Origin of the sequence: Bradyrhizobium sp. IAR9 (assembly GCF_013408065.1) — a bacterium.
GTDB lineage: Bacteria > Pseudomonadota > Alphaproteobacteria > Rhizobiales > Xanthobacteraceae > Bradyrhizobium.
The window spans coordinates 493023-506638 of the sequence record NZ_JACBZW010000004.1 but is presented as its reverse complement, the minus strand read 5'-3'; the positions used below and the strand labels follow the sequence as shown (position 1 = coordinate 506638).

The following is a 13616-nucleotide window of genomic DNA, read 5'->3' as shown; positions in this document are numbered from 1 at the left end:
TACTTGCAGCTTTCGGCGCGTTTTTTGCTTTCGTTGCAGCGCTCGCAGAGCTACCCGATGTCGACCTGAAGGAGACGCTACGTCCGATGATAGACAAATAGTAGCCGTGCGGAGCTGATCTGGCTCGCAGGCACAGGACCTCTGAAGCGGTTAACGATGCTTCTGGTCGAGCACATGCTCGCCGTAGAGGCGCTTCGGGAATGTCTATCAAGGGTGCGCCCGGACCGCGATTTGCGCATTCTCGTGACCACTCTCATTGTGCAAGCTCAGATCCACGCCCCAAAGAGGAGCCGCCTAAGCGGTCGAATGACGAACGAGACCTCTTTGAGTGCGACGGCATGAAGCAACAGCCATCTGACCCATAACCGGAGATTGATCGAGTGAAGAGTGGCCTTCCTTCAAGACTAAGGTGCGGCATTTTCGACCATTTGGATGACGACGGCCGAGATGCCGCACGACAATATGAAGATCGTCTCAAGCTGGTCGAGGTCTGCGACTCGCTCGGCTTCTACGCTTATCACCTGGCCGAACACCACTGCACACCTCATGGCAGAGGGCCCTCGCCGAACCTGTTTCTATCGAGCGTCGCGCAGCGCACCCGGCGATTACGCTTCGGTCCGCTCGTCCTGTTGCTCAACCTTTATCATCCCTTGCGCGCATTCGAGGAAATCTGCATGCTTGACCAATTGAGCGGCGGCAGGCTCGAGGTCGGGATAGGCCGGGGCTCACAGCCGATTGAATGGGGCTTCTTCGGCATCAGTGCAGACGCCGCACCAAGCCGTTATACGGAAGCCAGTGAAATCCTGAATATTGCGCTGAAGGGACATACGTTATCTTATCAGGGACGCCACTTCGAGTTGAGCGAAATACCCTTAACGTTGAGGCCTCATCAACGTCCGTATCCGCCTACCTGGATCGCGAGCAATCGGGCTGAGTCGGCGCAGTGGGCCGCTGCAAATGGCGCCAATCTGGCGTGCATAGGCCCCGCCCGTGTTGTCCGGAACGTTACGGACGCCTACCGCTCCCATCGAGCCCTCGATACAGCCGCACACGGCCGCGAGCCATTTCTCGGGCTGGCCCGCATGGTCGTGATTGCGAAGTCTGATCGGGACGCTCATGCGGCGGCCGAAACTGCGTATCGGCGATGGCTGGAAAGCTTTAAGTTCCTTTACGAGCGGAACGACATTCCGACACCGCCCGCCCTTCCGCTGACCTTCGATGCGGCGCTTGAGAGCGAATTGTGCGTCGTTGGAACGCCGGCCTCCGTCCGACAGCTCCTTCTTCAGCAGATGGAAGTGGCAGGTGCCAACTACTTGCTTTGCCAGCTTGCATTCGGAAACCTTCCGCTGGAGATTTCGCTGTACACCGCAACCGCAATCAAAGCTGAAATTCTCGATAGCTTTGTCTTTGGCGGACAAAGTCTGGATTTGGGAGATCGTACGCTTGGCAAGTAGACCGACGCACTGAGGTTATCCGAAGCTGTTGCAATTTTGGTCGTCGTTTGCCCTGGGCGCAAAGGCGATCGTCAGCCTCAATGGCAGTGATCGAGCCGTTGACTTTTCTGACTGCGCTTCTTCTTACTCGGACCCATGAGACGCTGCTTTCGAACGGAATTCTTCGTTGTGAGGGCGCCCTGCGACTTTCCTCCTTCTCAATCATGTCCGATTATCAACGAATCGGCAGGCTCGCCTAAAAGGCCCTAAGCTCACTGCACCAAGACGGCAGGAGAAAACCAACTGACCCGCTTTTCGATGTAAGAGATGAGATTAGGCGCGTGCGCGATCCACGAACTGGATGCATCCCATCAACACTTTCGATTTTACCAATTTCGGCCAAATACCTCATAAGTCAGTGGCCGGTTTCCGGAAAGCACGTTTCACGAATGTCGTGTGAGCAATGGACCCTTTTTGCTTTCAGCATAGTCGCAGGCCGATTCAAGGTTCTCGTGGCTGCATCGCCAACGAGTCCCATCAATCTTTGGAATCGACGCACGTGCGGCGCAAATGTGGTCGGATGGCTAATCGCCACGTCAGGCACATGATCTATCACGCTGGCGCCTCCCCCTTTGCAATCATATTAAGGCCCTACACGAAGATCGACTCTCACGCACACCACTTGGCCAAGGTAAATGCGTGCGCTGCATAGAATTGGGGCAGGCGAACGGCCCTCTACACCGGTGCGGGCTGGGCTTTTTGCCCTGACCAGGCGGGCGCCGCCTACAATCCGACGCTGTCGCGGCCTTCAAACAAAGCAGTGCGGTCGGCTATCTGACCCCGCTAAGTGCAAGCCGCATATCGTCCCGCCAGGACGAGGCACTGACGTCGATCGGTGTGATGAGACCAGCCTCGCGATCTTACCGCCCGCCCCTGTACGTCGTGTGATCGTGGATTCTCACTCTGCTCGCGTCCTCAGTCTTCGCCGGCGGGCGGCTTCCACACCCATTTCCTACAAACTGACGTCACCCTATCTCATTCTATGCGCCGGCGCTCTTCGACCATACCCCGGCGCGGTTATCCCTTCTCAGCAATCCTTACATCACCGTCGCAACGAGGGGGGGAGGTGCGCGATCTGCCGGACTTGTCTCTTGGCGCGCCCACCCTCCAGGAGCCCATCCGCACCCTCACCGGGCCAGGCATCGCCTGTCAACGAATGCAGAGAGAAACCGCAGAGGTATGTGGCGGATGTTGTTTCTGGGTTGCCTGGCATGGGCTGGGAATTAATTTTCTGGCACGATGAGGAGACCGGTCTGGACCAGTTGACGGCGCGAGCGCCAAGCGCTCTTTACTGCATTCTGCCTGGCGAGACCTCCGGTTACGTCTGCGGCACGCAACCCGGCAGCAGTTCGGGCCGCACTCGACTTGCCGTCATCAGCGGTGTCCCCGCTGGCTGGAGTCGCTACCACCGTCCGACGCGCTGGACCGGCTCGACGGTCGAATCAAATGACGGGCCATCTACAACGCAGTTCGCAGCGTTTTATAGTCGATTCCGCCTTTGCGGTCCTTTCGCGGCGCATGCCTGCCACCCTCTCCCTACGGCGACCGTGCGTGCGCGCCTTGCCTTGTGCAGCCCCATCCGTTCTATCGCCGCGTCTTGCGTCTCGCGAACGGGAAAGCACGACACAACCGTTACTCAGCCTGCTGCTTGCATTCAACTACCTTGGAGCAACACCGTGGAACTTGACCCTGCCAATTCACGCTCAGAGAACCTCGAGGATCGCATCGACCTGCAACTCGACATCGTGGCCGCCCTCATACGCGAAGAAGGCAACGAGGTCGAAGCGATCCGACTGCTAAACGCCCTGACAAACCAAATGATTACGGCGGAACTGGAGCTCGGCCAGCTCGGCGATACGAGAACCAGAGGCCGCGCCGGCGACCGGCAAACGACGCGACTGTCGCGAGACCGTGGCGTTTACTACCCAGAAGACCTTCAAGTTCTGGGACGCCTTCTCGATCAGGCCGTGGCCGCATTACCGGCAGATCTCCGAACACCCGCCAACCAAATGAAGATCGCGAAACTAATTCTGTCACGTGCGGCAGCGGACTGAGATTTCATTTTTGGCTTTTTCTGCGGCTGTTGGCGCTTATCGAACGTTTATCGCTGGGCTGAGTGCTACGGCCGTACGTACCAGAGATCGACGACTTGGCGTTTATGGGCTCACCGTCCCGTAAGCGCGCCGGTTCCGCTGGCTTTTCCATATCACAACTGTTCACCACCATGCTCGAAAGCTGGAGGCCGAGGGGTCAAGCAAAGGACGAGTCCCGGCGGACACATGTCAGAAAGCAAACAAGCAGTGGCTGGAAAACGCCACAGGTTTCCAGAAACGCTTCTTAGCTGAGACTGCGAAAGGAGCCGAACGATCCATTTTTCATCGATGTTCGGCTTTAGTCGTGATTGGCATGGGCCTATCTTCCGATTGCTGGAAGAAGAGCCCCAATTGAACCGATACCTAGCAACAAGAGCACTTCGGCAACGAAGCCGCGCGAACAATGCGAGCTGGTGTCAACCGCCTCAGAATTATTCGAATTGCGCCTGGTAATACCACATTTGGGGTCATCGTAACTTCAACAAACATCTATAAATTTATTGAAGCATCGAGAGCAGCTCGATGTCCGAGCGTACTGCGGCTCTGATGTCTTACTTGCTGGGACAAGCCACAGACTCCCGGTTTGCTTTTGAGAAGGTACTTCCTTGTATCAGGAAGTCGTGGAGTGTTGAGATGGATCAGTTGTTATCCGAGCAAGTGCAGATGCAAGATGCTATCGTGAGCGTCGCATTTGACAAAGCCTGGCGCTTTGTTGAGAAGGATCCGTTGCTGGCGCATAATCGCAAGACGGTCCTCCATAGCCGGTTGTGCACTTTCCTTGAGTCTTCGATCAGGAAAGGTGAACGGAATACTTTGAATCTGGCTAACGAGGCGATACGCAGCTTGCGGGCTGAGCTGGCGCCGTCAACCGAGCAACAAGGCGCTTGAAGCTCTATTGCCACACGAGTTTGGCTTGTTAAGGCTCTTGGGGACCTTATATGCCACGGGAAAACAACAGGGGCAGAGCGTGGTGGAGCTGACCTTAATCCATATTCAGCCCCACCGAAGACGAGCACGTTCGCGACGACTGACGCCTACGCAGCTCTTCCGGTGACCCCAGGCCAGTCACAGAGCAAGTCGGCGACGAGGCGGGACAGCCGCGCTAATATTCGCTGGCGCCAGGAAAAGCCATACCGTTTCCTCTCCTCCCCCTTGGCTCGGCACGAGCTTGCGGAAGTTCAAGCAAGAGCCTCGTTAAGCACAGCCGCATCGGCTCCTTGACATTCGTCGATCGACGTCGAGGTTGAGGAACATCGAGCTACGCTAGTGATAGGTCCTGAGCGAAGCGATCCAGGCTTGTGATCGATCATCGCCGCATCGCTCACGATTGCAAGCGGCAGCACGACCGTCCTGCCGGAAGAATGAGCTTGCACGCAAGAGACGCGTGCTCGATCAGCGGTCTTCATTTGCCGAACTCTCTGAAAAGCGAGCATGCACGGGACGTATTGGCTCAGCCTGGCTTTGTCACTAGTCAGCGACAGAGGGAGCCAAACAGCTCGCAGCATTGCCTCCCGTTACAGGCCATCACAAACGGATCGTATTCAAAGAAGCATCTGCGCGGAGCGGGCAGTGTCAGGCCGCAGCATTGCGGTCGAGGCAGTGCATGGCAAGTTGCGCGCTCCACAATCTGACGCGGCGTGCGATTGGACCCATTTCTTTCGAAGACATGTTGTGCGGCAGTTACAGCAATTCGCGTTCATATTGTTAAACGCACGGCGCCGGGGGGCACCGAAAGGAAACGACACTCGAATGAAAAAGATTCTGATTCTGACTGCAACCATCGGCGCACTCAGTGCGGTCGCCCCCTCGTTCGGCACGGACTTGGCGGGGCAACCTGTCAAGGTCAAGGCGGCACCGCCGCCGGTCGCAGCCCCGATTATCGACTGGTCCGGCTACTATATCGGTGTCAATGGCGGTTGGGGAACGAGCCACAATTGCTGGGATTTCAATGGCGTCACTCCCGAGGGCTGCCATAACTCGACTGGCGGGACCATTGGCGGTCAGATTGGCTATCGTTGGCAGATCTTCAACATGGTCTACGGCATCGAAGGTCAGGGCAACTGGGCCGACTTCAGCGGCTCCAATGTCAGCACCGCCTTTCCGGCAAACACCGTTGGCACCACGACAGACGCATTTGGTCTACTCACGGGGCATATCGGCTACGCGTTCAGCGCCGTCCTACTTTACGGAAAGGGTGGTGCTGCGGTGACCAGCAACACCTATCACCTCAACTCGGTAGCTTCTCGCACCGAGCTGGCCAACAGCAATGATGTGCGTTGGGGTGGCGTGCTGGGCGCCGGTGCCGAAGTCAGCCTCACGCCGAACTGGTCAGCTGGCGTCGAGTATAACCACTTGTTCATGCAGCGCAGCAACTTAAGCTTCACAGGGTTTCTCGGCACGGACCGCGCCCACCAGGACGTCGATCTCATCACGGCACGGCTCAATTACAAGTTTGGCTCGCCCTTTGCCAAATAGAGACCTCCACGCGTTTGCGTGAATCGGGAGCCCCGACTGCGGTCGGGGCTCTTTCGTCAGATGCTCCTCTCCCCCGCGGCACCCCTCCCCAGTTCCGAAGCACCAGGTCCGAGCTCGTCTAAGCATGGATCACCGACTGGATGGAACGACGCCGTTTGATTTCAACACTGGCGGACCAGGTCAGTCGACTCGTCTCATCGACGGTTATGGAGCTCCACAACCTCACGCGGCCAACGATTTGGCAGTGGGTGCCCGTTCCTCACAATTCAAAGAACATTGAGGCGAAGCGCCATAACGACCGCTTGAATCCGGCTGGTCGCATCCAGCTTTCGCATCGCATTTTTGATATGAAAATTGACTGTATTCTCGCTGATTTTCAGGATCTTCCCAATTTCCCATGACGATTTCCCCTCTGCCACCCACCGCAGGCAACTGATCTCCCGCTCCGATAGTGCAACTTTTCTTTCGCAACCATTATCGCAGGGACGAGCAATGTCGCCATAGGCGGTGTGAAACTGCCAGGCCAGCGCGTTGAGATGACCGATGCGGTCCTGAGGATCGGCCTCGTCGGATGCAGATGCAAACGACACCACAGATACCCGACCCAACGGGCCAAACAATGGCACGCTCATGCCATGCTTCAGCCCCGCCTCTCTCGCCTCGTCCAGTACGCGTTTTTCGTCCGGTTGAAGCTGATAGTGGTAGGCGAGTTCATCCCACAAAAAGGGGCGCGAAAGCATCGGCGTCCGCCGGACCACCGGATCGATATTATGGTACTTGCGCTTGAAATATCGGTCGCACCAGTCTGGTGGCCACTTCACGGCCACGGTCGGGGGTGGATACTCCGCCAGCCGAAGTGGCTCAACGAAGTTGAGAGCGCCGTATGCGACTTCACTGAAGCCTTCCTTGGTGGCACAGCCTACAAGAAGCTCGAATAGCGCTCTGAGTGAATGAGTCTGGTTCGCGCATTCGGTGAAGCTAAAGAGGTCCATGATGGGCGCTTCAGTACGAGGAGCGAGCTCCCCGTCATCGTGTTCGATTGCGCTTGTTTCCGGCGGAGCCAAATTCCAGTCCATGAGCTGAACTCGAGGGTTAATTATTCGTGCAGTCTGCGCGCTCGCGCTGTGCCGGGCGCCATTCGCCGAACACGTTGCCCTGCCGCTGAATGCGCGGGCATGATCGCATCAAACACCGGAGATAGCGCCATCATCCCTGCCTCCGAGGCTGAGCGGAGGTGATCGGTCCAGTTCGCTGCGCGATACAGCTAAGCTCGAGTGGCTTGGCGGCGCGGGACCCGACGAGCGTCCTGCCAGCATCCATTCTCTGCTTAGAGACGAAGACAACAGGAGAGTCATGTCTTCCCAATCTTGCGAATTGCCATCGCTAACCGTTCGCCGACTCTCTGCCGTGCGACGGCGGCGGCGACGCGATCGATGAGCAACACGGAACAGTCGAGGCAGAAGCCATACTCCTCGCATCATTGTGCGGCGTCTCATCGAATCCGTCCGGCAGGCTTGGCGCAAACGTACCGAACGTGCAGAAAGAGGCCACCTTAAAGGCGCAACGAGAGATACTCGTAACCGCGAGATCCGCTTGATCCGGACGACAATTTGCATGCGCTTCTCCAGCAGGGAGAGGACCCGTGCTAGACCAGCAAGTGTCATACCAACTGTTGATTTCACCAAAATCAAACGTCGCAGAAAGGGCTTCGAACGCGCTCCGTTGGTTGCGACGTAGGAGCGCCGAAGCATTTACGACACGCGCAGGAAAGGCGACAGCACCATTGCGAGGCGCGGCACGAGGTGAGTTACAGCAAGAAATGCGGCGGCCCCTCGAGTGCCGCCCCCTTAGGGCCCAAACGCGGCCCTATTCCAGCCCAGTCAAGTACCAAGGTTCGGCAATTGATGGGGCGGCCCCAAACATGGCACTCGTTAAGGAACTTAAACTGACTGCACCTCCGGCCAGCGATTCCGGCCAAGGCTTAGATCCATCCCCAAGCAGAAACACAGTTAGACCGCACCTGATGAACGAATCATGATGGGCTCGGTGGAAAACGGCGAAGATCGTCGCCAAGATTGGTGAAGCATGGCTTCTCTGCTCTTCGCGATCATCTCACTGCTCTATGCGAGCGTTGGCCAGGCTGGTGGCACTGCATTCGTCTCGCTAATGGCATTTTTTGGTATGTCATCGACAGAGATGCGCCCGACGGCCCTTGGTCTCAACATTGTCGTCGCGACTTATTCTACGTGGCTCTTCAACCGCAACAAGGTCGTTGACTGGGCAATCCTGCGCCCGCTTCTCTTTTCGTCGATGCCAGCGTCGCTTGCCGGTGGCTTGATTGTGCTCGGGGATCACATGTACAAGACGCTGACGGGGCTCGTTCTTCTTCTGGCGAGCGCCGTGATGATCATGCAGCGGCGACGGGCTGCAGATCGTGTTTGCGAAACTCCACTCACGGCAAGCGTGAGCATTGGCGCGGCCCTTGGCCTGGTTTCCGGCCTGACCGGCGTGGGCGGCGGAGTGTTCCTCGCGCCGACGCTCATCACACTGAATTGGGCATCACCGAAGCAGACCGTCGCGTTATCACCACCTTTTATTCTGGCTAATTCCACCGTCGGCTTCGTCGGAGCTCTTTTCAGCGGCCAATTTCCCTCTCCGGATTTGGCTCTTTACGCTATCTCCGCGCTGGCGGGTGCGGTCGCTGGAACGGTAGTCAGCCTGAACTGCCTGAACCCGGCAGGCATCAGATTTGTCCTCGTGGTGGTTCTGCTCGTTGCCGGGATCCAATTGGTTCTCGCTTGAAAGTCTCAACTCCCAACTTCCGTGGGATCGGCAGGAGATCCAGCACGGTCAGATCGAGGTGCAACATGATGGAGGCCGCAGCTTAAGTCTGGTCCGCGCGCCTTGACTAACCAACGCAACCACTAAAAGCTGTCGGGTCGAGCGACGATGGGGCGGATCACCTCGTGCATTCCAGCTGATGGTCATGAGCCGAGCGGTCCGTACCTAGTCACATCTCGTTCGCGCTTCCCATTTGGCGGGAGGGTCAATGTTGGCGGGGCGCGCGAGCGGGATGAGGCGTACCTCCATCTCGTCTATGGCTTGCGCGGACCTCCAATCTGGGGCGCAGTAACACAGGAAGAAGAGCATCTGATGGGAGGCGATCGGGCACGCTCTCGCTACCCTGCGGATCGCGACAGGGGGCGCATTCGACTTCCTCAAGAGCGGTGGGGGCCTGGAAGATCTACTTCAATGTAGAACTGCAACGCCCCGCGCGTGTGTCGGTTACGTTCTCATGGAGCATGTCAGGGAAGATGATGTGCTGAGCGCCATAAAGTCGCAGGCAATTCGAGATGGCATGGATGCGAAGGCGCGGCAATGAGCCGCCTCGGCCACGAAGCCATCAAAATGTCGCGCGTGCTGCCTTTGCAGCCGCGCCAAAATAGTCATCCTTTTACCGGTCCCCGATGCGTTCGATGCCGTCGGCGTTGTACAACAGAGGTTGGGTGGGCTGCCCACTTCGACCGATCAAGCTGTTTGGCAGCTTGACGCCTGGCTAGGCTCAGCTCTCATTCGCGCGAGATGAGCTCCAGGTTCGATTGGCCTACCGAACCACAAACTTCCTCAATCCATTGTGAATGAACTGGGATGCCAGGATGCGAAGGCGATTTGCATGCAATGAACAGGGGCAAGATCTGCCAGCCGGCTCCTGCATGGACGGCTCCAGCTCGCAGCATCGAGAACCTAGTGACGGGATGGTCGAGGCCTGACAAGGCGGTCTATTTGAAACTGAGAGCTGCAGGTGCATCGCATCGATGCGACGCGAATGAAGGCTAACGGAATAGATATGCGCGATCTGGCAGGGATGGATAGCTCCAAAGGCGATGTTAAAAAGACAACGACCCAGTTGATGAAGCAGAATAGAAACTATTGGTCTCGTCCGATGCATCCGGCCAGGATTCGCTCTGCTATCAGCAACGTCCAAGTTGTTTTGAGTTCGTGAGCTGCATTAGAAAGCGACGAGAGGCCACTGAACCAAGGCGCCCCGACGCACTTGGCCGGGGGGCTGAAAGTGCGCTGGGGTCGCCCCAACATCATCAGTACATCCGTGATGATGCTTGTGGCAATGAGACAACCAGCGTGGCGGAATTGAGGCTTATGCGTTCGATGGTAGGGATTAAGAATTGTTTTCGTCGGCTGCGCTAAAGGACTTAAATCGCACGTCGCGTCACGTTGTGTATTGCGCTCCCCGCGCTCTCATCTAGCAAGCAACTTATCTTCCGTGTCACGCCGGCCTTGGACCGATGCATCCGTCGAACTCTGTGAGCAACCAATCGGCTTTGCTTGAAAAACCCGGTTTGAAGATCCAGCGGCAAGCTCAGCTGCTCCTGGTGACACCTACAATTCCCTGTTTTCGTCGGAAAAATGACCTGGCCGTCAACGGGGGCGAAGCGACGCGCCCTCGGATGAGCGATTGATCGTTCGCGACAGCTCGTCGGGCACGTCTAGCCGCTTGAACCGTGCTCGCACGAGAAATTCATATCCTAAACGTTCAGATAATCGCCAACGAGCGGCTCTCACTCCCTGCCCTGCGCCTAAGCCGCGTTGGCAGTAACATCGAAAACGGGACCGGATCTCAGAAACCATTGGGCGGGTTTGACATAACGCAAAGACATTAGAGAGGGCATCGGTCAGCCTCATGCTGTTTGAGCATGGGAAAGCTAAGCCTTGCACACCTCTCTCCTTAACAAGTATTGCGATGCTCGCCTGCCTTGGTACACCATCTATCCAACCGCACCGGATTTCTCCGCGATGGTCGGTGTCCAGACTTGTGAGACGTGGCTGAGGCGGCTGCCGCCTGAGGAACCCGTATCGCTCTACATCCACGTTCCCTTCTGTCGCTCTATATGTTGGTATTGCGGCTTCCCTACAAGCCTCACTCGCGGCGAGCGACCGGTCCGCAATTACTTGGCGGCAGTGCGGGACGAGATAGGCTTGGTCGCAGAGCAAGTGCCGCGCGCTCTGCCGGTAAGCGACGTGCATTTCGGCGGCGGGACGCCGACCACCGTTGCACCGAGCGATTTTCTCGCCTTGATGGAACTCCTGCGCCACCGCTTTGCATTCAGCAAATCAGCTACCATCGCGATAGAAATCGATCCACGTGGAGTCACGGCCGAGATGGTCGAAATGTTACAAGCGGCCGGGGTCAGCCGCGCGAGCATCGGCGTGCAAAGCTTCGATCCGGTGGTTCAAAGGTCGGTCAACCGCGTGCAGAGCGAGGTGCTGACAGCTTCTGTCGTCGAAAGCCTACGCCAGCATGGGATAAGCCGCATCAATTTCGACCTTCTCTTCGGACTGCCGCATCAGACGGTGCGGTCCTGCGTGGACTCCGCGCGGACGGCTCTGGCCATGCGGCCAGACCGGCTTGCGGTTTTCGGCTATGCTCACGTCCCCTCCTATATGAAACGTCAGCGCCAGATCGATGAGACGGCGCTGCCGGATAATGTCGCCCGCGCTGAGCAAGCCGCGGCTATTGCAGATACGCTGGTCTCGGCCGGCTACCGCCAGATCGGGCTCGACCATTTCGCTCTGCCCAATGACGAGCTCGCGCTGGCGCAGAAAACTGGCCGGCTGCGCCGCAACTCCCTGGGTTATTCGGCTGATACCTGCAAAACCGTGATCGGCTTAGGTCCGTCAGCCATCGGCCGTCTGCGTGACGGTTACGTCCAGAACGAGATCGCAACCGCTTCCTATCACCAACACATTAAGGCTGGCCGTCTGGCAACCTCAAAAGGCTACTGTCTCACCGCCGAAGATTGCCTCCGCGCCGCAATCATCGAGCGTCTGATGTGCGATTTGCAGGCCGACGTACCAGCGATCTGTGCTGCTCACGGATTTGATCCGCTTCCTCTTCTCGATTCGGCCGACCGCCTGGGAATGCTTGCCGAAGACGGGATAGTGGAGATTGAAGAGGGATTCATTCGGGTCAAGCAGGAGCACCGGTTTGTCATTCGCGCCGTTGCTGCCGCGTTCGACACTTATCTCGACCGCATCCCTATTAACTAAGCCACGCATGTGAGCAGATCCCAAACCTCTAAGCTCTTCGCGGGGGGCGATCCGAAGAAGCGCCTCGGGCAGACAGGCAGATTTCGAAGAAGCAGCGGCGGTGTGATGAGACGAGCTTTCAGGTATAGTCTCAGAACTGGCGAGGGCTGATTAAAAAGGGAGCTGATCGCAAGGAGAGGCGCAGCGCGCTCAGCCGCTCAGGGCCACGGCTCGATCATGCGGAAAATGCTGTGCGCCACCTGTCCTGGAGCGCGCGCGATGATAGACGGCCTCAGTGACATGCCCCTGGAGACGACGGCCCGCACAAACTTCGGGTATTTGACGGCCGGAGGCAGCTTTGCGAAGCTACGGTCCACCTCATCTAGCACAGTTGACCACGCCTGCAGCGTCTCAGACCTCAAGGGTCGGCTGTCTTCGGTCCGGCGATCACTGGCGCGCCTCCGACGGAAACAGGTCCCTGTGGTTTGGACCGCCCGAAGCGTTTCCTGGTGACGCTCGAAGCAGCCCGGGCTGGCGACAAAGGAGGCTCTGACGCAGCAGAAGGGACAGGTGTTACACTCTGCAGCAAATCGATCCGCGAAGTCAGCATGGTGATCTGATCCAGGATCCCTTTGAGGTCATCCCGCTGGGCATTGATCCGGCTGTTGAGTACTGCGATCTCATCGTCAGTTTTCTGCTGTGCCCAGTTTATCTCAAACAAGGCTGCCCTGTCCTCCAGTGACAGGCTGATCGTTGAAGCGACGTCCCGGGCTTCCGGCGTCTCGACAAACGCTTCAAGGTTAGCCCAAAGCCAGACGCCAGCAGCACACGAGCTGACGAGGACAAGCGGGAGCACCAAAACCGGGAGAATTCGTCTTGACGGCCCGCGCAAGAGCGGCCGCAAGTCTGAAGCGGCCGCTTGATCAATCAAGTCCATTTTCCCTCGCCCAAGATCCCATTCCAGCAGGCTTGTTTTGTCGACGCCATAGGCTGCGATGCTCACGGGGCGAGCGTCGACGACAATCAATCTTGCCGAGCTTCCCGATCGGCTGCCCTGCTCCTATGAAACGCCACTTCTTGGGGAACGCAACGCGACAATTTGCGCGCGTTCTCCATGATAGCGTCACCAGCAAGCAACGGTATTCATCTTCGCCGGCGATGGCGCAGCATTTTTTCATCATTCAGAAGAACCCTGGAGATTTTCTTACCCCCCGGCACGAATGCACACCGTTCACTCATTCCTGCAGTGTGCTCGATGGAGCCCCCCTCACGGCTTGCCGAGACCAGCAACTCCGCCGGGACGCGGCACGTAAGCGCCACGGCCAATCGGCTGAGCGGCAATGGCCGATTGGACCGGCAACCATTGCACCTGATCAACTACCAATTCCGGCAGGTTGTTCGAGATGACGGGCTCGTGGCAAGCGTGACCAACGAACGCCGTGCACGTCAAGGATTCGAATGCAAGACAGGTTGTGCCGCGCTCACGGCAGCCAGCAACTGTTCGCCGATA

General features: G+C 57.7%; 8 protein-coding genes. 6 read left to right on the top strand and 2 right to left on the bottom strand.

Annotated elements, in window-relative coordinates; genetic code table 11:
• Positions 1-380 precede the first annotated feature (380 nt).
• From GGD67_RS14450 to GGD67_RS14435, 4 genes are all read left to right on the top strand, one after another.
• Positions 381-1454: an LLM class flavin-dependent oxidoreductase gene (locus GGD67_RS14450; protein ID WP_179733670.1), complete on the top strand. Its 1074-nt coding sequence runs from the start codon at positions 381-383 to the stop codon at positions 1452-1454.
• Between the two features lie 1715 nt (positions 1455-3169).
• Positions 3170-3547, top strand: a complete 378-nt coding sequence (locus GGD67_RS14445; protein ID WP_179733668.1) for a NolY — start codon at positions 3170-3172, stop codon at positions 3545-3547.
• A 672-nt stretch (positions 3548-4219) separates the two neighbouring features.
• Positions 4220-4474: a hypothetical protein gene (locus GGD67_RS14440; protein WP_179733666.1), complete on the top strand. Its 255-nt coding sequence runs from the start codon at positions 4220-4222 to the stop codon at positions 4472-4474.
• 861 nt (positions 4475-5335) lie between these two features.
• Positions 5336-6061 carry an outer membrane protein gene (locus GGD67_RS14435; RefSeq protein ID WP_179733664.1) on the top strand — a complete coding sequence of 242 codons (726 nt, stop codon included), beginning with the start codon at positions 5336-5338 and terminating at the stop codon, positions 6059-6061.
• Between the two features lie 266 nt (positions 6062-6327).
• Here the strand turns inward: GGD67_RS14435 and GGD67_RS14430 are convergent, their stop codons facing one another.
• The gene (locus GGD67_RS14430) at positions 6328-7053 is read right to left on the bottom strand and encodes a LuxR family transcriptional regulator (RefSeq protein ID WP_179733874.1); all 726 of its coding nucleotides are present in this window, start codon (positions 7051-7053) and stop codon (positions 6328-6330) included.
• 1093 nt (positions 7054-8146) lie between these two features.
• Between GGD67_RS14430 and GGD67_RS14425 the strand changes: the two genes are divergently transcribed.
• A complete protein-coding gene (locus GGD67_RS14425) occupies positions 8147-8863 on the top strand; it encodes a sulfite exporter TauE/SafE family protein (RefSeq protein WP_179733662.1) in 717 nt (238 codons plus the stop codon).
• 1926 nt (positions 8864-10789) lie between these two features.
• Entirely contained in the window at positions 10790-12127 is a 1338-nt protein-coding gene (hemN, locus tag GGD67_RS14420) for an oxygen-independent coproporphyrinogen III oxidase (RefSeq protein WP_179733660.1), read from the top strand.
• 397 nt (positions 12128-12524) lie between these two features.
• Here hemN and GGD67_RS14415 read toward each other — a convergent pair whose 3' ends face one another.
• Positions 12525-13133, bottom strand: coding sequence for a DNA-binding protein (locus tag GGD67_RS14415; protein ID WP_246790791.1), 609 nt, complete (start codon positions 13131-13133; stop codon positions 12525-12527).
• Positions 13134-13616: the final 483 nt, after the last annotated feature.

Bases quoted from the DNA above. Each gene is read 5' to 3' on its own strand.
- GGD67_RS14440 (WP_179733666.1), top strand. From the start codon at position 4,220: ATGGATCAGTTGTTATCCGAGCAAGTGCAGATGCAAGATGCTATCGTG.
- GGD67_RS14435 (WP_179733664.1), top strand. From the start codon at position 5,336: ATGAAAAAGATTCTGATTCTGACTGCAACCATCGGCGCACTCAGTGCG.
- GGD67_RS14430 (WP_179733874.1), bottom strand. From the start codon at position 7,053: ATGGACCTCTTTAGCTTCACCGAATGCGCGAACCAGACTCATTCACTC.
- GGD67_RS14425 (WP_179733662.1), top strand. From the start codon at position 8,147: ATGGCTTCTCTGCTCTTCGCGATCATCTCACTGCTCTATGCGAGCGTT.